The sequence below is a fragment of the Ramlibacter sp. MAHUQ-53 genome, assembly GCF_052600055.1.
This window is the reverse complement of sequence record NZ_JBQWTS010000005.1, coordinates 83,890-103,477: the sequence shown is the minus strand read 5'-3', so window position 1 is coordinate 103,477 and position 19,588 is coordinate 83,890. Positions and strand designations below refer to the sequence as shown.

Genomic DNA, 19,588 nt, shown 5'->3' with positions numbered 1-19,588 from the left:
CCCCAATGCTCATCCGGACGACGCCCAAGTACAGTGCGTCAACTCGCAGACGCACCGTAACTGGGCGTCGCTGAAAAGCGAGGGGTCCGAGGAGACATCGGAGACAAAACCCACATCACAAAAGAACAAGCAGGCATCCCACAACGATGCCGACCGCAAAGGCGCCCCCAAGGCGCCTTTGCTTTTTTGGGGACAATCCCGGCATGGAATTGCTGCTGATGGCGCTTGCGTCCCTGGGCGCCGGGTTCGTGGACGCGATCGTCGGGGGCGGCGGCCTGATCCTGGTGCCCGCCCTGTTCACGCTGTTTCCCACTGCACCGCCCGCCACCCTCTTCGGCCTGAACAAGAGCGCCTCGGTCTGGGGCACCGCGATGGCGACCTGGCAGTACAGCCGGCGCGTCACCCTGAACTGGCACGCGCTGCTGCCCGCCACCGCGATGGGCCTGGCGGGCGGCTTCACCGGGGCCTGGGCGGTCACCGTGGTCTCGGGCGACTTCCTGCGCCGCCTGCTGCCGCTGGTGCTGCTGGCGGTGCTGCTGTATACGCTGGCGCGCAAGGACCTGGGCCGCCACCATGCCCCGGTGTTCTCCCGCAACACGGAGCGCCTGGTGGCCTGCGGCATCGCGCTGGCAGTGGGCTTCTACGACGGCTTCTTCGGTCCCGGCACCGGCAGCTTCTTCGTCTTCCTCTTCGTGCGCCTGCTGGGGTATGACTTCCTCAACGCCTCGGCCGCCGCCAAGCTCCTGAACGTCACCACCAACCTGGCCGCGCTCGTGCTTTTCGCGTTCAAGGGCCATGTCTGGTGGCACTACGCCGCCGTGATGGCGGTGGCCAACGTGGCCGGCAGCCTGCTCGGGACCCGCCTGGCCCTGCGCCATGGCGCGGGCTTCGTGCGCGGCGTGTTCATCGTCGTGGTCTCGGCCCTGATCCTCAAGACGGGCTACGACGCCTTCCTGCGCTGAGCCCGCGCGGGCTCGCCGCGCCGCCTATCATTGGGCCATGGACGATATCGTGCGCCAGGCCATGGCCAAGTGGCCGCATGTGCCCCACTGCTACGGGTGGCTGGGGCTGGACGCGCGCGGCGGCTGGTACATGCGCGACGACCGCGTGCAGGCCGCGGGCCCGTTCCCCCAGGCCAAGGGCTCGCTGCTGCGGCATGACAAGCTGGTCGACTTCATCCAGCGCAATTACGAAGCCGACGAGACGGGCCGCTGGTACTTCCAGAACGGCCCGCAGCGGGTGTACGTGGAGCTCGAGGCGGCCCCGCTGGTCTGGCGGGTGCACGGTGACGGCCAGGTCTTCTCGCACTGCGGCCAGCCTGCGCGGGTGCGCGCCTGCGTGATCGACGAAGCCGGACGCCTGTACCTCGACACCGACCAGGGCTTCGGCCTGGTCCACAGCCTGGACATGGCGCTGGCGGCCGACGCGGTGGAAAGCGGCCGCTGGGCGCCGCGGGAGATGCTGGCGCAGGATCTGCCGACGCAGTACGGCTTCGTTCGGAGCCCGGCGGCGCAGCGGGCACCGCACTCGTGAAAAAGCCGCCCGCGGATGCGGGCGGCTTTCTCGAATCAGCGTGAGATTACTTGGCGGCGGATGCCGCGGCCGCGGGGCGCTGCGGCTCGGCGAACTTGGCGCCGCCGGCGTTGGCCAGGTAGACCACGGCGCGGCCGATCTCGAGGTCGTCGAAATCGCCACCACCCTGGGCGCCCATGGCGCCCTTGCCCTTGAGGGCGGAGTTCAGCAGGGCCTCGTAGCCGGCCTTGATGCGGGCACCCCAGGCACCGGCATCGCCGAGCTTGGGCGCCCCGGCGGCGCCGGAGGTGTGGCAGGCCGCGCACTGGGCCTTGAAGACTTCCTCGCCGGACTTCAGGGCGCGGTTGGCATCACGGATCTCGACGGAGCCGACCTTGCGCAGGCGCTCGGCGACGCCGCGCTCCTGGTCCTGGGCGGTCACGCCACCAAGAGCATAGCGCTCGGCCTGGGCGCTGCCGGCCGGCTTGCTATCAGAGGTGACATAAGCGACCAGGCCCATGATGATGAACACCGGAACCACGAACGAAAAGAACGAGGCCCAGAGCAGTTGCTTCGGGGTCTTGATCGGACCGGTATGGGCTTCTTCGTGCTGGCTGTCGCTCATTGCGTCCTCGGGCAAAACGGTGCTGGGGATGAAATCAACCTTCGATTATAAGGGGCCGACAGGGCGCCTCCTTCGCAGGCGCCGGGGACAGGGTCCGGCATGGGTCATAATCAGCGGGTTGTTTCATCGCGCGGCTGTAGCTCAGTGGATAGAGTATTGGCCTCCGAAGCCAAGGGTCGTGGGTTCGATCCCCGCCAGCCGCGCCATCTTCTGCCTCCCTCCCACCCCTCACTCCAGCTTGATGCCTGACTTGCTCAGGAACTGCTGCCAGAACGGGTACTCGGTGCGAATGTAGGCCGCCAGTTCCGCGCCCGTCATGGGCATCGGCTCGAGCTCCATTTCCTGCATCTTGCGTCGCATGTCCGGGTGGGCGACCACCTTGGCCAGCTCGCTGCCCAGTCGCTCGGCGACGGGGGCAGGCAATCCGGCCGGCGCCATCAGCCCCCACCAGACCGAGAGGTTGATGCCGGCCAGGCCCGACTCCTGGAGCGTCGGCGTGTCAGGCAGTACCTGCAGGCGCTTGTCACCGGTCACCGCCAGGGCGCGCAGCTTGCCGCCCTTCACCAGCGGCAGCACCGCGGGCGGCGTGTCCGAGCTGAAAAGGATCTCGCCGCGCACCACGTCGGTCAGCGACTGGCCACTGCCCTTGTAGGGGACGTGCTTGCTGTTCATCTCGGCCTGCTTGATCACCACCTCGCTGGTCAGGTGCCCGATGGTGCCGACGCCGGCGCTCGAGAAGCTCGAAGGCTTGTCCTTGTCGCGCGCACGGGCCACCAGCTCGCGGAAGCTGCGCGGCGCATCGGGATTCACGCTGGTCACCACCACCAGGGGCGTGCGGCCCACGCCCCCCAGCGGGGTGAAGTCGCGATCCGCGCGGTAGGTCGGCTGGCTGCTCAGGAGGGGCGACGTGATCAGCGTGGCATTCGTGGCGAGCGTGAGCGTGTAGCCGTCGGCCGGCGCCTTGGCCACCGACTGCGTGCCCAAGGTGCCGCCCGCGCCGGCGCGGTTCTCCACGGTCACCGGCACGCGCAGCTGCTCGGACAGGCGCACCGCCAGCAGCCGGCCGAGGATGTCGCTGCCGGTGCCGGGGGCGAAGGCCACCACCAGCTTGATCGGCTGCGAGGGGTAGGTGTCGGCGCGGGCCAGCGAAGGCGCCAGCATGCAGGCCAGCCCGAGCGTCGTCAGGCCACGGCGAAGGTTGGATCTCATCACGTCACTCCTTGAAGAAGGCCAGCAGCTCCGCGAGCGTGTGCTCGGGCGCCTGTTCGGTCGGGTAATGCCCGCAGGGCAGCTCCTGCATGCGGACGATGTTCGCGCAGTACTTCGGCCACTCGATGCGCGCGTCGTGGTGGTGCGCGGTGTGGCTCTTCTCCCCCCACAGGACCAGCGCCGGCGGCTGGACCTTGCGGCCCGCCTCGAAGTCCGCGGTGTCCATCTGCAGGTCCAGCGTCGCGGCGGCGCGGTAGTCCTCGCACACGGCGTGGATGTTCTCGGGGGTGCACACGCGGATGTACTCGGTGATTTCCTCCTCGGTGAAGCCGCCCTTGCCGGGTCCCTGCTTCATCAGCTTGTCGCGGATGTAGAAGGCCTCGTTGCCCCGAAGCAGGGTCTCTGGAAAGCCGCGCTTCTGGGCCATGAACCACCAGTGGTACAGGTCCAGCGCCATCTGGACCTGGATGTCCTTGAAGACGCAGTGCGTGGGCAGGATGTCGAGGAAGGCGACGCGCGTGACCTTGTCCGGATGGTCCATCGCCATGCGGAAGGCGGTGCGCGCGCCCCGGTCGTGGCCTGTCACGCCGAAGCGCGCGAAGCCCAGGTGCTGCATCACCTCCACCTGGTCCTGGGCCATGCGGCGGAAGGTGTAGTTGGAGTGGTCCGGCAGGCCCTCGGGCTTGCCGCTGTCGCCGTAGCCGCGCAGGTCGGTGGTGACGACGGTGAAGTGCTCGGCCAGGCGTGGGGCGATGCGGTCCCAGCTCATTTGCGTGAGCGGGTTGCCATGCAGCAGCAGCAGGGGCGGACCCGACCCGCGGATGCGGCCGACGATGCGTACGCCGGGGTCGGAGGTTTCGATCTCGAAAGGCTGGGGGGTCGTGGACATGGGGCCGCACCTTACCGGGTAGCCCCTCGCCGGACAATCGCGATTATCGAGACCGATTGTTCTGCCCTCCCGAATAAACTTCCTTGCAGGAGAACCCGTCCATGGACATCAACCTGCGCCACCTGCGCACCTTCCTCGAGGTGGCCGAGGCCGGCAGCTTCCGCGACGCCTCCGGCCAGATCCACCGGTCCTTCTCGGTGGTCAGCACCCAGGTGCGGCAGCTCGAGGAGCAGCTCGGCGTCGCGCTGTTCCACCGCACCACGCGCAGCGTGAAGCTCACCGCGGCAGGCCTGGTGCTGCGCGATGCCGCGCGCAAGGGCTTCCGCGAGATCGAGGCCGGCGTGCGCGAGCTGCAGGAGACGCTGGACCTCGGGCGCGGGCGCATCACGCTGGCCTCCTCGCCGATCATGGCGGCGACCCTGCTGCCGCCGTGGCTGGCGCGCTTCGAGGCCGAGTACCCGGCGATCCAGATCCGGGTGCACGAGCTCACGCCCGCAGGGATCCTGGAAAGCGTCGCCAGCGGCGACTCGGACTTCGGCATCGGCCCCGCCGCGCCCGGCGCCGGCGTGAAGTTCGAGCCGTTGCTGGAGGAGAGCCTGATGGCCCTGGTGCCGCGCCGGCTCAAGGCCACCGCTGCCGGCACCATCACGCTGCGCGAGGTGTCGAGGCTGCCGGTGCTGCTCCTGAGTGAAGCGACGGCGTTGCGCGGCATGTTCGACGAGGCGTGCCGCAAGGCGGGCATCGCGCTGGCGCCGAAATACGAGTCGACCCAGGCGCAGACCCTGATCGCGATGGCCAACGTCGAACTCGGCGCGGCCATCCTCCCGCGGTCGGTGCTGCCTGCGCGGCCCGACCGCCGCGTGCAGGCGCTGCGCATCGTGTCGCCCGCCCTGAGCCGGCGCATCGGGCTATTCACTGCTTCGCGGCGCGCGCTCTCGCCGGCCGCGGCACGCCTGGCCGAGGTGATCCGGGCCGGGGCGCGCGCCTAGAATTTCCGCATGCCCCTGACTCCCTCGCCCAAGATGCCGGTACTGTTCCTGGGACACGGCAGCCCCATGAACGTGATCACGGACAACCCGTACCGCGAGGCCTGGCGCGTGCTGGGCACGCAGTTCGGCACGCGCTGGCCGCGGCCCCGCCTGATCCTGTGCGTGTCCGCGCACTGGCTCACGCACGGCTGGTGGCTCACCGGGCAGGCGCAGCCGCGCACCATCCACGATTTCGGCGGGTTCCCGCAGGAGCTGTTCGCGCAGCAATATCCCGCGCCAGGCGCCCCCGGGGAGGCCACGCAGATCAGCGCGCTGCTGGCGGACGTGCCGGTGGGCATCGACGCGCGCGAGTGGGGCTATGACCACGGCAGCTGGGGCGTGCTCAAACCCATGTTCCCGCAGGCCGACATTCCCGTCCTGCAATTGAGCCTGAACTGGGACGCGCCGCCGGCCGACCACCTGGCGCTGGGCCGGCGCCTGCGCCCGCTGCGTGAGCTGGGCGTGCTGGTGGTGGCCAGCGGCAACACCGTCCACAACCTGCGGGCGATGCGGCGCGAGGCCACCGGCTTCGACGCCTACGACTGGGCGATCGAGTTCGACACGCGCATCGCCCAGGCGATCGAACGGGGCGATCCCGACGCGCTCGCCGACTTCCAGGGCATGGGCGACATCGCCCGCCTGGCCCACCCGAGCTATGACCACTACCTGCCGCTGCTGCATGCGGCGGGCGCCGCGGAGCCCGGCGAGGCGGCGGAGTTCTTCAGCGCGGACTTCCAGGGCGCGTCGGTGGCGATGCGCTCGGTGGTCTGGGGCTGAGGGTCACCGGGCTTGCGGTAGATCAACGCGGCCGCCGCCTCCTGGAGTATGTTGAACTTCCGGATCACAAGGCAGCCCGCAATGACTACCAAGCCATCATCCCCCCGCAAACCCGTCGCCGCCCCCGCCGAGGCTGCGGCCGCCCCGTTCCTGGACCTCTGGGGTGACCTGCCCCGGCAGCAACTGGCCGTGTGCACCGAGTCGCTGTGCGCCGTCCTGCAGGGGTTCGAGAACATCCGGCGCGTGCAGGCGCAGGCCGCGCACCGCGCCTTGCAGCGCCACGAGTCGGCGAGCACGCGCCTGTCTACAGGCTGCGACGCCCACCAGCTCGCGTCCCTGCAGGTCGACCTGGTGCAGCACGACCTGCAGGAGATGGGGCGCTACTGGCAGGAGCTCGGTCACGCCGCGATGGAGATGAACCAGCGGCTGTTCATGAGCCTGTTCCAGTGGGGGGGGCCCGTCGCGGTGGAAGGCGTGCGCCAGGCCACCGACGCGGCCTCCATCCTGTCCGGGTTCGGCGAACCGTTCTCCTGGCACCCGCCGCGGACGGCGATGCGCCACTAGGGTGTGTCAGCGGGCGCTGTCCGCCTCCGGGACGGACAGCTGCTGCGCGAGGTAGTCGATCAGCCGCCTGACCTTGGGTGGCACCTGCTTGCGCGAGGGGTAGACCGCGTGAACCCCCAGCTCCAGCGACCGGTAGGCGGGCAGGACCTCGACGAGCGCGCCCGATTGCAGGTGCGCCTCGACCAGGAAGGAGGGCTGGAGGACGATGCCCTGGTGCGCCAGAGCCGCCGCCACGCAGGTGTCGCCGCTGTTCGTGTGCATCCGAGGCTGGACCCGGACCTCGGTCGGCCCGGCGGGTCCCGTGAACGCCCAGGTGTCGCCCATGGCGAGGAGGCTGTAGGCCAGCACGGCATGCCGCGCCAGGTCGGCCGGGTCGCTGGGATGCCCGTGGGCCACCAGGTAGCCGGGTGAGGCGCACAGGACGAGCCGGGTCGATGCGAGCTGCCGGCTCACCAGGGACGAACTGGCGAGGCGGCCGATCCGCACGGCGAGGTCGAAGCCTTCCTCGATCAGGTCCACCTGCCGGTCGGACAAGGTGAGGTCGAGCCGGACCCGCGGATGCGCGGCGAGGAAGCCGCCCCACAGCGGCGCCAGCCGCATCACGCCGAACGAGACGGGGGCGCTGACCTTGAGGGTGCCGGCCACCTGGCCACTGCGCACGGTGACTTCGGCCTCGGCTTCCTCGACCCCGGCCAGCAACTCCCGGCACCGCGCCAGGAACACCTCGCCCTCGCCGGTGAGCGAAAGGCGGCGCGTGGTCCGGTGCAGCAGGCGCACGCCCAGCCGGGCCTCGAGCTCCGAGACGATCCGCGAGACCGCGGCCTTCGAAAGCACGAGCTCGTCGGCCGCACGCACGAAGCTGCCGGCCTCGACGACCGCCGTGAACACCCGCATCTCCTGGAACCGGTCCATGTCGCCACCCTCCTCCGAGGGCCAGATTGTTCACCCATGAGAGACAGTTCATCCATCGAACCTCAATTTATTTCCATGATCTGAATCAATAGAGTGACACGCATGGAACGTCTCCCCACCCTCTTCGTCTCGCACGGCGCGCCGACCTTCGCGCTGAACCCGGGCCGCGCCGGCCCGCTGCTGACGGCGCTGGGGCGCACCCTCGTGCGTCCGCGCGCGGTGCTGGTCGTCTCGCCGCACTGGGTGACCCGGCGGGTCGCGGTGACGACTTCGCCACAGCCGCGCACCATCCATGACTTTGGCGGGTTCGACCGCGCCCTGTACGGGATCACCTACCCCGCGGCAGGCGCTGCCGTGGTCGCCCAGCGCGCCGCCGGCCTGCTGCGCGCCGCCGGCTGGGAGCCCGACCTGGACCCGGAGCGCGGCCTGGACCATGGCGCCTGGGTGCCCCTGCTGCACCTGTATCCGGCGGCGGATGTGCCCGTCGTCCAGGTGTCGATGCCGGCCACGCTCGACGCAGCGTCCGCCCTGGCCATGGGGCGCGCCCTCGCGCCGCTGGCCGACGAAGGCGTGTTCGTGGTCGGTTCCGGCAGCATCACCCACAACCTGTACGAGTTCCGCGCCGGCGAGGCCGCCGAGGCGCCCTATGCGCGGGAGTTCACGGCCTGGATCCGCGACGCCGTGGCCTGCAGCGACACCGCCCGCCTGGTCGCTGCCCTGGAGCTGGCGCCGCACGCGGCGCGGGCCCATCCGACCCCGGAGCACTTCCTGCCACTGCTCGTCGCGCTGGGCGCTGCGCCCGAGGGGGCTCCTGCCAGCGTGCTGGACGGCGGTATCGAGCATGGCGTGCTGGCCATGGACTCGTATGTCTTCGGACGCTTGCCCGCGCCCGGCACGCCGAGCCGGGAGGGCGCATGACCGCCGATGCCTCGCTGGTGCTGTCCCGTCCCGCCGGTCCGGCCACGGAGCTGATCCTCCTGTTCCACGGCGTGGGGGCGCAGGCCGCCAGCCTCGGGCCGTTGGGCGAGTTCCTGGCGACGCAGCGGCCGCAGGCCTGCGTGGTCAGCGTGGCTGCGCCGTGTCCGTCAGACCTGGGTGCGGGGCGGCAGTGGTTCTCCGTGCAGGGCGTCACCGAGGCGAACCGGCCGACCCGCATCGCCCAGGCACTGCCCCTGTTCGCGGAAGCGGTCCGGCACTGGCAGGAGGAAACCGGCGTGGCGCCGGAGGCGACCGTGCTGGTCGGCTTCTCGCAAGGCGCGATCATGGCGCTGGCGACGACCCAGGTCGGGCCAACCTCGGCAAGCCGGGTCGTGGCCCTCGCGGGCCGCTTCGCCGCACCACCGACCCGTGCTCCGCAGGGAACTTCAGTGCACCTGATCCACGGCGCGGAAGACCCCGTCATCGTGGTCGGCCACAGCCTGGAGGCCGGGCAAGCCCTTCGTGCCCTCGGAGCGCGCGTGACAGTCGACCTGGTTCCCGGCCTCGGCCACGCGATCGACGCGCGCATGGCGAACCTCATCGTGGCCCGCCTCGGCCCGCCGCCGGGCGACCTCACGTACCGGGCGGCTCGAGCAGGCTGAACAGGTCCTTGGGGTCTGCGAGGTCCGGTACCAGCGGCAGCTCGCGACCGACGCCCAGGGCGATGGCCTGGGCCTGCAGGTAGCGCAGCGCTGAAAAATCTTCCAGCGCAAAGCCGACCGAGTCGAAGACCGTGATGTCCTGCTCCCCCAGGCGCCCCGGCTGGCCGCCGCCGAGCACTTCCCAGAGTTCGGTGACAGGCAGGTCTGGCGGCAACAGCTGGAGGTCGCCCTCGAGCCGCGTCTGCGGCTCGTACTCGACGAACACGCGAGCGTTGCGCAGCACGTCGGGATGCAGCTCGGTCTTGCCGGGGCAGTCGCCGCCGATCGCGTTGAGGTGCATGCCGGGCACCACGAGGTCCGGCGTGATCAAGGCTGCGCGGACCTTGCGGGCGGTGGCCGTGGTGACGATGTCGGCGCCGCGTACCGCCTGCGCCACGTCGGCGCAGGCCTGGACGTCCAGGCCCCTGGCTCGCAGGCGCCGCTCCAGTCGCCCCATGGCCTGGGGGTCGATGTCGTGCAGTCGCAGCGAGTCGATGCCCAGGAGGTGATGGAACGCCAGCGCCTGGAATTCACCCTGGGCGCCGTTGCCCACGAGCGCCATGACGCGGCTGCCGGGACGCGCCAGCGCCTGCGCCGCCAGCGCCGACGTGGCGGCCGTGCGCAGCGCGGTGACGAGGGTGAGGTCGCACACGAACCTCGGCAGGCCGGTGGCCACATCGGCCAGCACACCGAACGCCATGACCGTGGGCAGCCCGAGCGCGGCGTTGGCCGGGTGGCCGTTGACGTACTTGAAGCTGAAGGTGGTGCCATCGCTCACCGGCATCAGCTCGATCACGCCCACCGGCGAGTGGCTGGCGAGACGGGCGCTCTTCTCGAAGCGGGGCCAGCGCAGGAAGTCGTCACGCAGGGCCTGCACCAGGCCTTGCAGACAGCCCGGCAGGCCGATGCGACGCACCAGGGTGGCCACATCATCCGGCGACAGGAACAAGGTGGCAGCCATGCAGGACAGTCTCGCGCGCAGCGGCCTGCGCTGCAAGTCGTTCGGACGCCGGATCGCCGACATCCGCGCGCGGCATGGGCTGACAGGGCAGCGACCCGCCGAGTCCGCACGTTGTCGACACGCGCGCCGTGCGCGTGCCCCCCCGCGAAAGGAGCTTTCCATGACATCCCGATACCTGGCCCCGTTCCAGCCGCCCTCGCGGACGCTGGCAGGCGGGGACCTGCTCTCGGACCTGTACCGCGAGATGAACCGGCTGCTCGAGGACTTTGCCGGCTCAGGTGCGCCCGGCACGGGCGGCCTGATGCAGGTGCCGCGCGTGGATGTGCGCGAGAACGAGCAGGAGCTCTGCGTGTGCGCCGAGCTGCCTGGCATCCCGCCGGACGCTGTCGACGTGCGCATCGACGGCCATCTGCTCACGTTGCGCGGCGAAAAGAAGGACGAGTCCCGGCAGCAGCACGAGGACTACCACCTGATGGAGCGCAGCTTCGGGCGCTTCCAGCGCTCGCTGCAACTGCCATTCGCGCCCGAACCTGAGCAGGTGCGCGCGGAGTTCGAACACGGCGTGTTGACGGTGCACCTGCCCAAGCAGTCGCAACAGTCCCGAAGCCGCCGCGTCGAGGTCCACGCCCAGCCATCCCATGGCAAGGCGCAGCCGCAGGTGACCACCACCCCGGGGGCGAGCGGGAGCCACCACTGAGCGCATCATCGAGCGGGCGGCAACTTGAGGCTCGCCAGTTCGACCGCCTTCAGCAACTGGGCCCGCACGGGCGCGGGCAGGGCGCTGCGATCCTCGTCGGTGAAGGAGGCCACCCTCGGGCGCACCCCCTGGAGCTGCCAGGCATCGAAGAGCCTGGCGATGGCGAGCACCTTGCGCTCGCGTATGGCGGCGTCGGTCTCGGGCTGGTTAAGCGCCTCAAGCGCTGCGAGAAGTCCCTTGATCAGCAGCGGTTTCTCGCCCGGCGTGATGAAGTTCGAGACGCTGCGCGTGTCCGCCCCGGCCAGGACCGCCTTCACATGCGCCGCTGCACGGTGTTCATCCGTGAATTCGCGGGGCGGTGTACCCTGGCTGGTCGGTGCGCTGACGGGGCTGGGCCGTCCAGCCGGTGACGGGGCGAGGGGCTTCGCGACCGAAGGTGTCAGCGCGACGGGCTCGGGTTGGGCAACCGATTGGGAGGTCGGACGCTGCGGAGTCTGGCTCGGCTTGGGGACGTTGATCGTCTGGATACGCACGCTGTCGCGCTTGTTGTCTTGGGACTGGGCGCCTCGGTCGGCGGCTGAGGCATAGGCTTCAGGGGCCGTGAGCATCTCGCCGGCGTCAAACATGGCATCTGCGGCAAGGCGTAGCCGCGCGTGCTGCGTGGTCAGATCATCCAGGGGCACGATCGTGATGGCATGCGCCACGAGTTCGGCGGCCCGGTACCTGGGCAATTGCGTTTCCTTGTGGAGGACGTCGATCAGGCTCGTGACGCTGACCAGGCGCCTCAGGGTGCCCACCGTCACCACCGCCGGCTTCACGCCGGACGCAGCGCGCCAGATCTCACCCTCGATCTGGCTGCAATTTCGCTGTTTGAGGGCGTCGGTCCAGAGCGTCTTCAGACCGGTGACCGCCGAGGTCCGGTGCGCGTCGCGCCCGGAGAATGAGCTGTCGCCGGGCTTCTCCTTGACCTTCCAGGAACCACTGACTCGCAGCTCCTTGTCGGCGGGGACGGCCTTGCCGTCATGGTGCGTGAGCGCGGCCAGGTCCTCGAGCTTGAGGGACGGGGTAGGCTTGACGCGAACGGAATACATGGAACCTCCTGGACAAAAAGTCCGGGTTGGTCCCTCGAAGACGAGAGGCGGCACGACCGCTCGTCCACCTCGTCCCGTCGCCGCACCAAAGAAAAAGCCCACCGGAAGGTGGGCTTTGAAGTTCAGCGTGAACCGCTGGAATTTGGTTGCGCGGGCAAGATTTGAACTTGCGACCTTTGGGTTATGAGCCCAACGAGCTACCAGGCTGCTCCACCGCGCGTCAGAGAAACGAGAGTATACCCTAAATCCAGCCGATTATTCGGCGGCGGGAGCGTCGGAAGCAACTTCCGGACGATCGACCAGCTCGACGAGCGCCATCGGGGCGTTGTCGCCCACGCGGAAGCCCATCTTCAGGATACGGGTGTAGCCGCCCGGACGGGTCGCGAAACGCGGGCCCAGGTCGTTGAACAGCTTGGTGACCATATCGCGGTTGCGCAGGCGGTCGAAGGCCAGACGCTTGTTGGCGACGGTGTTGGTCTTCGCCAGGGTGATCATCGGCTCGACGACGCGGCGCAGTTCCTTGGCCTTGGGGACCGTGGTCTTGATGACTTCGTGCTCGAGCAGCGAGTTCATCATGTTGCGCAGCATCGCCTGGCGGTGCTCGGAAGTACGGTTGAGTTTGCGGAGGCCGTGGCCGTGACGCATGGTGTGTTCCTTTCTTTATGAATAAAAGGCAGCCGTATCAGGTACTGCCAGTTCACCAGGGTGTGGATTATCGCTTGTCCAGACCGGCGGGCGGCCAGCTTTCCAGCTTCATGCCCAGGGTCAGGCCACGCGAGGCCAGCACTTCCTTGATTTCGTTGAGCGACTTGCGACCCAGGTTCGGGGTCTTGAGCAGCTCGTTCTCGGTACGCTGGATCAGGTCGCCGATGTAGTAGATGTTCTCGGCCTTCAGGCAGTTGGCCGAGCGCACGGTCAGTTCGAGCTCGTCGACCGGACGCAGAAGGATCGGGTCGAACTGCTGCGAGCTGCGCTGCACCGGCTGGTCGAAGGCGGCCAGTTCGCTGCCTTCCAGCTGGGCGAAGACGGCCAGCTGTTCCACCAGGATCTTGGCGGACGCGCGCACGGCATCTTCAGCGGTGATGGCGCCGTTGGTCTCGATCTCGACGACCAGCTTGTCCAGATCGGTGCGCTGCTCGACGCGGGCGCTCTCGACGGTATAGCTCACGCGCTTGACCGGGGAGAACGAAGCGTCCAGGACGATGCGACCAATGGACTTGGTCGGCTCGTCGGCGTAGCGGCGCATCGTGCCGGGCACGTAGCCGCGGCCCTTCTCGACCTTGATCTGCATGTCCAGCTTGCCGCCTTGCGACAGATGGGCGATGACGTGATCCGGATTGATGATCTCGACGTCGTGCGGGGTCTGGATGTCGGCGGCCGTGACCGGGCCTTCACCATCCTTGCGCAGGGACAGCGTCACCTCGTCACGGTTGTGGAGCTTGAACACCACGCCCTTGAGGTTCAGCAGGATCGCCACGACGTCTTCCTGGACGCCGTCGATCGAGGAGTACTCGTGAAGCACACCAGCGATGGTGACTTCGGTTGCCGCATACCCGACCATCGAGGACAGCAGCACGCGACGCAGCGCGTTGCCCAGCGTGTGGCCGTAGCCGCGCTCGAACGGTTCCAGCGTCACCTTGGCGCGGTTGTTGCCAAGCTGCTCCACGTTGATGGACTTGGGTTTCAGCAAATTGGTTTGCATGCAGGACTTCCTCTCAATACCCCCGGCTCGTTACACCGGTAAGGCTGGTGAAGCGCCCGGCCGAGGTGCCCCCCGGCCAGGAACGGAAAACTAACGCGCGAGTGAACGCGAATTAACGCGAATACAGTTCGACGATCAGCGATTCGTTGATGTCGGAACCGAATTCGTCGCGGTCCGGAACCTTCTTGAAGGTGCCTTCGGCCTTGTCGGCGTTCACTTCGACCCAGGCGGGCATGCCCACTTGCAGGGCCAGTTGCAGGGCCTCGACGACGCGGTTCTGCTTCTTGGACTTCTCGCGCACGGCGATGACGTCACCGGCCTTGACCAGGTAGGACGGGATATTCACCGGCTGGCCGTTGACCGTGATGGCCTTGTGCGACACCAGCTGGCGGGCTTCCGCGCGGGTGGAGCCGAAGCCCATGCGATACACGACGTTGTCCAGGCGGGACTCGAGCAGCGACAGCAGGTTGGCGCCGGAGTTGCCCTTGCGGCGCGAAGCCTCGGCGAAGTAACGGCGGAATTGCTTTTCCAGCACGCCGTACATGCGCTTGACCTTCTGCTTCTCGCGCAGCTGCAGGCCGAAGTCGGAGGTGCGCTGGCCCGAGGTGCGGCCGTGCTGGCCGGGCTTGGAGTCGAACTTGGCCTTGTCGCTGATCGAGCGGCGGGCGCTCTTCAGGAACAGGTCGGTGCCTTCACGGCGGGAGAGTTTGGCCTTGGGGCCGAGGTAACGTGCCACTTTGCTTCCTTTAAATGACTACCGCGGCCAGATGCCGCGGGAGCCGGCTACCCGAGGGTGCCGGCGGTGGGCTTCGGTTGAAAACCGGAACTTAGATACGACGACGCTTCTGCGGGCGGCAGCCGTTGTGCGGCACCGGGGTCACGTCAGCGATGGACGTGATGCGGATGCCCAGGGCAGCCAGGGCGCGCACGGAGGACTCGCGGCCAGGGCCGGGGCCCTTGATCTCGACGTCCAGGTTCTTGATGCCCTGCTCGATGGCGGCGCGGCCAGCCACTTCGGACGCGACCTGCGCGGCGAAGGGGGTGGACTTGCGCGAGCCCTTGAAGCCCTGGCCACCGGAGGAGGCCCAGGACAGGGCATTGCCCTGGCGATCGGTGATCGTGATGATCGTGTTGTTGAAGGAGGCGTGAACGTGGGCGATGCCGTCCGAGACGTTCTTGCGGACCTTCTTGCGCACGCGCTGGGCGGCGTTGCTGGCGGGAGACTTGGCCATGATTTATCTCTTTCCCGATTATTTCTTCAGAGCCTGGGCAGCCTTGCGCGGGCCCTTGCGGGTACGGGCGTTGGTGCGGGTGCGCTGACCGCGCATCGGCAGACCGCGGCGATGACGGAAACCACGGTAGCAGCCGATGTCCATCAGGCGCTTGATGTTCATCGTGGTTTCGCGGCGCAGGTCACCTTCGATGGTGAGCAGACCGATCTGGTCGCGGATCTTTTCCAGATCGGCGTCCGTCAGGTCCTTGACCTTCTTCGCGTAATCGATGCCGCAGGCTTCGCAGATCTTGCGAGCGCGGGTGCGACCGATACCGAAGATGGCGGTCAGGCCGATCTCAGTGTGCTTGTGCGGCGGAATGTTGATGCCAGCAATACGTGCCATGTGCGTCTTTCCTGAAACTCTTAAATCAGCCCTGGCGCTGCTTGTGACGCGGATCGGTGCAGATCACGCGGACAACGCCCTTGCGGCGGATGATCTTGCAGTTGCGGCAGATCTTCTTGACGGAAGCCGAAACTCTCATTTTCTATTCTCCTAAATACCTCGCGCCTACTTTGCGCGTAAAACGAAGCGGGCGCTCGGCAATCAGCCGCCCAAGGTGGTCTTGAAGTTGGCCTTCTTCAGCAGCGACTCGTACTGCTGGGACATCAGGTAGTTCTGCACCTGAGCCATGAAGTCCATGGTCACGACCACGATGATCAACAGGGACGTGCCACCAAAATAGAACGGCACGTTGTAGCGCAGGATCAGGAACTCCGGCAGCAGGCACACGAGGGTGATGTACACCGCTCCGGCCAGCGTCAGGCGAACCAGGATCTTGTCGATGTAGCGAGCCGTCTGGTCACCGGGACGAATGCCCGGGATGAAGGCGCCGCTCTTCTTCAGGTTGTCGGCCGTTTCTTTGCTGTTGAACACCAGCGCGGTGTAGAAGAAGCAGAAGAAGACGATCGCAGCCGCGTACAGCATCACGTAGATCGGCTGGCCCGGCGACAGGCTGGCGGCGATGTCACGCAGCCAGCGCATCGAGTCACCGGTGGAGAACCAGCCCACCACCGTCGCCGGCAGGAGGATGATCGACGAGGCGAAGATCGGCGGGATCACGCCAGCCATGTTCAGCTTCAGGGGCAGGTGCGACGACTGGCCGCCGTACACCTTGTTGCCGACCTGGCGCCGTGCATAGTTGACGAGGATCTTGCGCTGCCCGCGCTCCACGAACACCACTACCCAGGTCACCACGGCCACCAGGGCCACGATGAACAGGCTGACCAGGATGTTCATGGCGCCGGTACGCACCAGCTCCAGCAACCCGGCGATCGCCGCGGGCAGGCCCGCCGCAATGCTCGAGAAGATCAGGATCGAGATGCCGTTGCCCAGGCCGCGCTCGGTGATCTGCTCACCCAGCCACATCAGGAACATCGTGCCTGCCGTCAGGCTCACCACCGTCGTGAGACGGAAGCCGAAACCAGGGTCGAGGACCAGGCCGGGCGAGCCTTCCAGGGCGATCGCGATGGACAGCGACTGGAAGAGGGCCAGGCCCAGCGTGCCGGCACGGGTGTACTGGGTGATCTTGCGGCGTCCTGCCTCGCCTTCCTTCTTGAGCTGCTCGAACGTCGGGACGACGTAGGTGAGCAGCTGCATGATGATGGAAGCCGAGATGTACGGCATGATCCCGAGGGCGAACACCGCAAAACGCGAGAGCGCGCCGCCCGAGAACATGTTGAACAGGCTCAGGATGCCGCCCTGCTGCGTCTTGAACAGCGCCGTCAGCTGCGCCGGGTCGATGCCCGGCACCGGGATGTGCGCGCCGATGCGATAGACCACCAGCGCGAGCAGCAGGAAGACCAGCCGGCGACGCAGGTCGCCGAACTTGCCGGTCTTCGCAATCTGGGCAGCGTTAGTGGCCACGCGGGACTACCTTCAGTTCAATCACTCAGCGATGCTGCCGCCGGCAGCCTCGATGGCAGCCTTGGCACCGGCGGTGGCGCCAATGCCGGACAGCTTCACAGCGCGCTTGAGCTCGCCGGACTTGATCACCTTCACGACCTTGGCCAGCTCGGGCACGAGGCCGGCGGCCTTGAGGGCCAGCAGGTCGACCGCGTCGGCGCCCAGGGCTTCCAGCTGCGAGAGGGTGATCTCGGCATTGAACTTCAGCAGGTGCGACTTGAAACCGCGCTTGGGCAGGCGGCGCTGCAGGGGCATCTGGCCGCCTTCGAAGCCGACCTTGTGATAGCCGCCCGAACGCGACTTCTGGCCCTTGTGGCCACGGCCGGCGGTCTTGCCGAGGCCGGAACCGATACCACGGCCGACGCGACGCTTGGCGTGCTTGGCGCCCGCTGCGGGCTTGATGTCATTGAGTTGCATCGTGTGCCTTCCCTACCTGTCAGAGAACCTGGACCAGGTAGCTGATCTTGTTGATCATGCCGCGCACTGCAGGGGTGTCCTCCAGCTCGCTGACGCTGTTCAGCTTGCGCAGGCCCAGGCCACGCACGGTGGCGCGGTGGTCGGCCTTGGTGCCGATGGGGCTGCGAACCAGCTTGATCTTGACGGTTTGCTTGTTTGCCATGTCAGTACTCCGGTCAGGCGGCGAAGATGTCTTCGACCGACTTGCCGCGCTTGGCTGCCACTTCCGCGGGGGTCGTGCAGTTCTTCAGCGCGTCGAAGGTGGCGCGGACCATGTTGTAGGGGTTCGTCGAACCGTGGCTCTTGGCCACGATGTCGGTGATGCCCATGACTTCGAACACGGCGCGCATCGGGCCGCCGGCGATGATGCCGGTACCCTTGGGGGCCGGGGCCATCATGACGCGGGCGGCACCGTGGTGGCCGACGACGTTGTGATGGATGGTGCCGTTCTTCAGGGACACCTTGGTCATGTTGCGGCGGGCCTCTTCCATGGCCTTCTGCACGGCAGCCGGCACTTCCTTCGACTTGCCCTTGCCCATGCCCACGCGGCCGTCACCGTCGCCGACCACGGTCAGAGCGGCGAAGCCGAGGATACGGCCGCCCTTCACGACTTTGGTCACGCGGTTGACCGCGATCATTTTCTCCCGCAGGCCGTCTTCCGGACCGTCACCCTGGGGCTTCGCTTGCATTTTTGCCATCTTGTGTATCCGTGTCCGTTAGAACTGCAGGCCAGCTTCGCGGGCGGCATCGGCCAGCGCCTTGACGCGGCCGTGGTAGGCGAAACCAGAACGGTCGAAAGCAACCTTCTCAACGCCGGCGGCCTTGGCCTTCTCGGCGATCAGCTTGCCGATCGCGGCGGCGGCAGCGGTGGTGGCACCCTTGCCGGAACCGCCGAGCGACGTGCGAACGTCGGCCTGGGCGGTGTTGGCCGCGGCCAGGACCTTCGTGCCGTCTTCGGAGATGACGGCGGCGTAGATGTGCAGGTTGGTGCGATTGACGGTCAGACGCGCGACGCCTTGCTGGGCAATGCGGATGCGGGTCTGGCGGGCGCGGCGCAGGCGCTGCTCTTTCTTGGTCAACATCGTGCTGCCCCTTACTTCTTCTTGGTCTCTTTGATCGTGATCTTCTCGTCCGCGTAGCGGATGCCCTTGCCCTTGTAAGGCTCGGGAGGACGAACTTCACGGATCTTGGCGGCGACCTGGCCGACGGCCTGGCGATCAGCACCCTTCACCACGATTTCCGTGGGGGTGGGGGTGGCGACGGTGATGCCAGCGGGCATGTCGATGTTCACAGGGTGCGAGTAGCCGACCGCGAGGTTCAGCTTGGCGCCCTGGGCAGCGGCCTTGTAGCCCACGCCGACCAGCGACAGCTTCTTCTCGAAGCCCTGGGTCACGCCGACGACCATGTTGTTGACCAGCTGGCGGACGGTGCCGCTCATGGCATTGGCTTCACGCGATTCGTCGACCGGGGTGAAGGACAGCTTGCCGTCCTTGTTCTCGACCTTGACCAGACCGGTCAGGGCCAGCGACAGCGCGCCGCCCTTACCCTTGACGTTGACCTGATCCTGCTTGATTTCAACGGTCACGCCCTCGGGGACGGCGACCGGCATTTTTCCGACTCGGGACATTTCTAGATCCTTCCCTTTAGGCGACGTAGCACAGGACTTCGCCGCCCACGCCGTTGGCGCGCGCCTTGCGGTCCGTCATCACGCCCTGGGGGGTGGTGACGATGGCGATGCCGAGGCCGTTCTGGACCTGCGGAATGGCGTCACGGCCCTTGTAGACACGCAGGCCGGGACGGCTCACGCGCTCGATGCGCTCGATGACCGGGCGACCGGCGTAGTACTTCAGCGAGATTTCCAGCTCGCTCTTGCCGGCTTCGGTCTTGACCTGGAAGCCGTCGATGTAACCCTCGTCCTTCAGGACCTGGGCGATAGCGACCTTGACCTTGGAGGAAGGCACGCTCACCGAGGCCTTCGACACCATCTGCGCGTTGCGGATGCGGGTCAGCAGGTCGGCAATGGGATCACTCATGCTCATGTTCTGTCTCTCCTGCTTACCAGCTGGCCTTGATCACGCCAGGGATGTCGCCTGCAAAGGCCATCTCGCGGATCTTGTTACGAGCCAGACCGAACTGGCGGAAGGTGCCACGCGGACGACCGGTGATTTCGCAGCGGTTGCGCTGACGGGTCGGGTTCGCGTTGCGGGGCAGTTTTTGCAGGGCCAGGCGAGCAGCAGCGCGCTCTTCCTCGCTCTTCTTGACATCGCTGGCGATGGCCTTCAGTTCGGCGTGCTTCTGCGCGAACTTGGCGACCAGTTTGTCTCGCTTGAGCTCGCGCTCGATCAAAGCTTTCTTAGCCATGATTTACCC

The 19,588-nt window shown here is 67.5% G+C and carries 28 protein-coding genes and 2 tRNA genes; 9 read left to right on the top strand and 21 right to left on the bottom strand.

Features of this window, described 5'->3' with window-relative positions:
* Window positions 1-203: 203 nt before the first annotated feature.
* Together ACT80S_RS09405 and ACT80S_RS09400 are read left to right on the top strand one after the other, a co-directional pair.
* The gene (locus tag ACT80S_RS09405; protein ID WP_377415368.1) at window positions 204-962 is read left to right on the top strand and encodes a sulfite exporter TauE/SafE family protein; all 759 of its coding nucleotides are present in this window, start codon (window positions 204-206) and stop codon (window positions 960-962) included.
* Between the two features lie 37 nt (window positions 963-999).
* Window positions 1,000-1,533 carry a DUF2946 family protein gene (locus ACT80S_RS09400; RefSeq protein WP_377415367.1) on the top strand — a complete coding sequence of 178 codons (534 nt, stop codon included), beginning with the start codon at window positions 1,000-1,002 and terminating at the stop codon, window positions 1,531-1,533.
* Between the two features lie 46 nt (window positions 1,534-1,579).
* Here ACT80S_RS09400 and ACT80S_RS09395 read toward each other — a convergent pair whose 3' ends face one another.
* Window positions 1,580-2,137, bottom strand: coding sequence for a c-type cytochrome (locus tag ACT80S_RS09395; RefSeq protein ID WP_377415366.1), 558 nt, complete (start codon window positions 2,135-2,137; stop codon window positions 1,580-1,582).
* A gap of 130 nt (window positions 2,138-2,267) precedes the next feature.
* Between ACT80S_RS09395 and ACT80S_RS09390 the strand changes: the two genes are divergently transcribed.
* Window positions 2,268-2,343, top strand: a tRNA-Arg gene (locus ACT80S_RS09390).
* A gap of 22 nt (window positions 2,344-2,365) precedes the next feature.
* Here ACT80S_RS09390 and ACT80S_RS09385 read toward each other — a convergent pair.
* The gene (locus ACT80S_RS09385; protein ID WP_377415365.1) at window positions 2,366-3,346 is read right to left on the bottom strand and encodes a Bug family tripartite tricarboxylate transporter substrate binding protein; all 981 of its coding nucleotides are present in this window, start codon (window positions 3,344-3,346) and stop codon (window positions 2,366-2,368) included.
* 4 nt (window positions 3,347-3,350) lie between these two features.
* Window positions 3,351-4,235, bottom strand: coding sequence for an alpha/beta fold hydrolase (locus ACT80S_RS09380; RefSeq protein ID WP_377415364.1), 885 nt, complete (start codon window positions 4,233-4,235; stop codon window positions 3,351-3,353).
* A gap of 101 nt (window positions 4,236-4,336) precedes the next feature.
* Between ACT80S_RS09380 and ACT80S_RS09375 the strand changes: the two genes are divergently transcribed.
* From ACT80S_RS09375 to ACT80S_RS09365, 3 genes are all read left to right on the top strand, one after another.
* Complete coding sequence (locus ACT80S_RS09375; protein ID WP_377415363.1) at window positions 4,337-5,224, top strand: LysR family transcriptional regulator; 888 nt, start codon at window positions 4,337-4,339, stop codon at window positions 5,222-5,224.
* 9 nt (window positions 5,225-5,233) lie between these two features.
* Window positions 5,234-6,040: a 4,5-DOPA-extradiol-dioxygenase gene (gene ygiD / locus ACT80S_RS09370; RefSeq protein WP_377415362.1), complete on the top strand. Its 807-nt coding sequence runs from the start codon at window positions 5,234-5,236 to the stop codon at window positions 6,038-6,040.
* Between the two features lie 81 nt (window positions 6,041-6,121).
* On the top strand, window positions 6,122-6,604 hold the full coding sequence (locus ACT80S_RS09365; RefSeq protein ID WP_377415361.1) for a phasin family protein: 483 nt from the start codon (window positions 6,122-6,124) through the stop codon (window positions 6,602-6,604).
* Between the two features lie 6 nt (window positions 6,605-6,610).
* Here the strand turns inward: ACT80S_RS09365 and ACT80S_RS09360 are convergent, their stop codons facing one another.
* Complete coding sequence (locus ACT80S_RS09360) at window positions 6,611-7,516, bottom strand: LysR family transcriptional regulator (RefSeq protein ID WP_377415360.1); 906 nt, start codon at window positions 7,514-7,516, stop codon at window positions 6,611-6,613.
* Between the two features lie 102 nt (window positions 7,517-7,618).
* On the opposite strand from ACT80S_RS09360, the gene ACT80S_RS09355 reads away from it, so the two are divergent.
* Together ACT80S_RS09355 and ypfH are read left to right on the top strand one after the other, a co-directional pair.
* On the top strand, window positions 7,619-8,434 hold the full coding sequence (locus tag ACT80S_RS09355; protein ID WP_377415359.1) for a DODA-type extradiol aromatic ring-opening family dioxygenase: 816 nt from the start codon (window positions 7,619-7,621) through the stop codon (window positions 8,432-8,434).
* A complete protein-coding gene (ypfH, locus tag ACT80S_RS09350) occupies window positions 8,431-9,096 on the top strand; it encodes an esterase (RefSeq protein WP_377415358.1) in 666 nt (221 codons plus the stop codon). The genes ACT80S_RS09355 and ypfH overlap by 4 nt, the downstream gene beginning before the upstream one ends.
* On the opposite strand, the gene ACT80S_RS09345 is transcribed toward ypfH, so the two are convergent.
* Window positions 9,068-10,096 (bottom strand): ornithine cyclodeaminase, encoded by a 1,029-nt coding sequence (locus ACT80S_RS09345; protein ID WP_377415357.1) that lies wholly within the window; start codon window positions 10,094-10,096, stop codon window positions 9,068-9,070. The two genes, ypfH and ACT80S_RS09345, sit on opposite strands and share 29 nt — an antisense overlap.
* A 160-nt stretch (window positions 10,097-10,256) precedes the next feature.
* On the opposite strand from ACT80S_RS09345, the gene ACT80S_RS09340 reads away from it, so the two are divergent.
* On the top strand, window positions 10,257-10,793 hold the full coding sequence (locus tag ACT80S_RS09340) for an Hsp20/alpha crystallin family protein (protein WP_377415356.1): 537 nt from the start codon (window positions 10,257-10,259) through the stop codon (window positions 10,791-10,793).
* Between the two features lie 5 nt (window positions 10,794-10,798).
* Here ACT80S_RS09340 and ACT80S_RS09335 read toward each other — a convergent pair whose 3' ends face one another.
* The 16 genes from ACT80S_RS09335 to rpsN all read right to left on the bottom strand — a co-directional run bounded on the left by ACT80S_RS09335 (window position 10,799) and on the right by rpsN (window position 19,579).
* A complete protein-coding gene (locus tag ACT80S_RS09335; RefSeq protein WP_377415355.1) occupies window positions 10,799-11,884 on the bottom strand; it encodes a hypothetical protein in 1,086 nt (361 codons plus the stop codon).
* A gap of 143 nt (window positions 11,885-12,027) precedes the next feature.
* A tRNA-Met gene (locus ACT80S_RS09330) sits at window positions 12,028-12,104 on the bottom strand.
* A gap of 35 nt (window positions 12,105-12,139) precedes the next feature.
* Window positions 12,140-12,529 carry a 50S ribosomal protein L17 gene (gene rplQ, locus ACT80S_RS09325; protein ID WP_377415354.1) on the bottom strand — a complete coding sequence of 130 codons (390 nt, stop codon included), beginning with the start codon at window positions 12,527-12,529 and terminating at the stop codon, window positions 12,140-12,142.
* Window positions 12,530-12,596: 67 nt separating this feature from the next.
* Window positions 12,597-13,586: a DNA-directed RNA polymerase subunit alpha gene (locus ACT80S_RS09320; protein ID WP_377415353.1), complete on the bottom strand. Its 990-nt coding sequence runs from the start codon at window positions 13,584-13,586 to the stop codon at window positions 12,597-12,599.
* A gap of 112 nt (window positions 13,587-13,698) precedes the next feature.
* Entirely contained in the window at window positions 13,699-14,322 is a 624-nt protein-coding gene (rpsD, locus tag ACT80S_RS09315; RefSeq protein WP_377415352.1) for a 30S ribosomal protein S4, read from the bottom strand.
* A 91-nt stretch (window positions 14,323-14,413) separates the two neighbouring features.
* A complete protein-coding gene (gene rpsK, locus ACT80S_RS09310; protein ID WP_377415351.1) occupies window positions 14,414-14,818 on the bottom strand; it encodes a 30S ribosomal protein S11 in 405 nt (134 codons plus the stop codon).
* Between the two features lie 18 nt (window positions 14,819-14,836).
* Window positions 14,837-15,202, bottom strand: a complete 366-nt coding sequence (gene rpsM / locus ACT80S_RS09305) for a 30S ribosomal protein S13 (RefSeq protein WP_377415350.1) — start codon at window positions 15,200-15,202, stop codon at window positions 14,837-14,839.
* Between the two features lie 25 nt (window positions 15,203-15,227).
* Complete coding sequence (rpmJ, locus tag ACT80S_RS09300) at window positions 15,228-15,341, bottom strand: 50S ribosomal protein L36 (protein WP_011481465.1); 114 nt, start codon at window positions 15,339-15,341, stop codon at window positions 15,228-15,230.
* 62 nt (window positions 15,342-15,403) lie between these two features.
* Window positions 15,404-16,723 carry a preprotein translocase subunit SecY gene (gene secY, locus ACT80S_RS09295; RefSeq protein WP_377415349.1) on the bottom strand — a complete coding sequence of 440 codons (1,320 nt, stop codon included), beginning with the start codon at window positions 16,721-16,723 and terminating at the stop codon, window positions 15,404-15,406.
* Window positions 16,724-16,744: 21 nt separating this feature from the next.
* Entirely contained in the window at window positions 16,745-17,179 is a 435-nt protein-coding gene (rplO, locus tag ACT80S_RS09290) for a 50S ribosomal protein L15 (protein ID WP_377415348.1), read from the bottom strand.
* A 19-nt stretch (window positions 17,180-17,198) separates the two neighbouring features.
* A complete protein-coding gene (rpmD, locus tag ACT80S_RS09285; protein ID WP_377415347.1) occupies window positions 17,199-17,381 on the bottom strand; it encodes a 50S ribosomal protein L30 in 183 nt (60 codons plus the stop codon).
* A gap of 13 nt (window positions 17,382-17,394) precedes the next feature.
* Window positions 17,395-17,916 (bottom strand): 30S ribosomal protein S5, encoded by a 522-nt coding sequence (gene rpsE, locus ACT80S_RS09280; RefSeq protein WP_377415346.1) that lies wholly within the window; start codon window positions 17,914-17,916, stop codon window positions 17,395-17,397.
* Between the two features lie 18 nt (window positions 17,917-17,934).
* Window positions 17,935-18,300, bottom strand: a complete 366-nt coding sequence (gene rplR / locus ACT80S_RS09275) for a 50S ribosomal protein L18 (protein WP_377415345.1) — start codon at window positions 18,298-18,300, stop codon at window positions 17,935-17,937.
* 11 nt (window positions 18,301-18,311) lie between these two features.
* On the bottom strand, window positions 18,312-18,845 hold the full coding sequence (rplF, locus tag ACT80S_RS09270) for a 50S ribosomal protein L6 (protein ID WP_377415344.1): 534 nt from the start codon (window positions 18,843-18,845) through the stop codon (window positions 18,312-18,314).
* Between the two features lie 16 nt (window positions 18,846-18,861).
* On the bottom strand, window positions 18,862-19,257 hold the full coding sequence (gene rpsH / locus ACT80S_RS09265; RefSeq protein ID WP_377415343.1) for a 30S ribosomal protein S8: 396 nt from the start codon (window positions 19,255-19,257) through the stop codon (window positions 18,862-18,864).
* A 16-nt stretch (window positions 19,258-19,273) separates the two neighbouring features.
* The gene (gene rpsN, locus ACT80S_RS09260; protein WP_377415342.1) at window positions 19,274-19,579 is read right to left on the bottom strand and encodes a 30S ribosomal protein S14; all 306 of its coding nucleotides are present in this window, start codon (window positions 19,577-19,579) and stop codon (window positions 19,274-19,276) included.
* Between the last annotated feature and the right edge of the window lie 9 nt (window positions 19,580-19,588).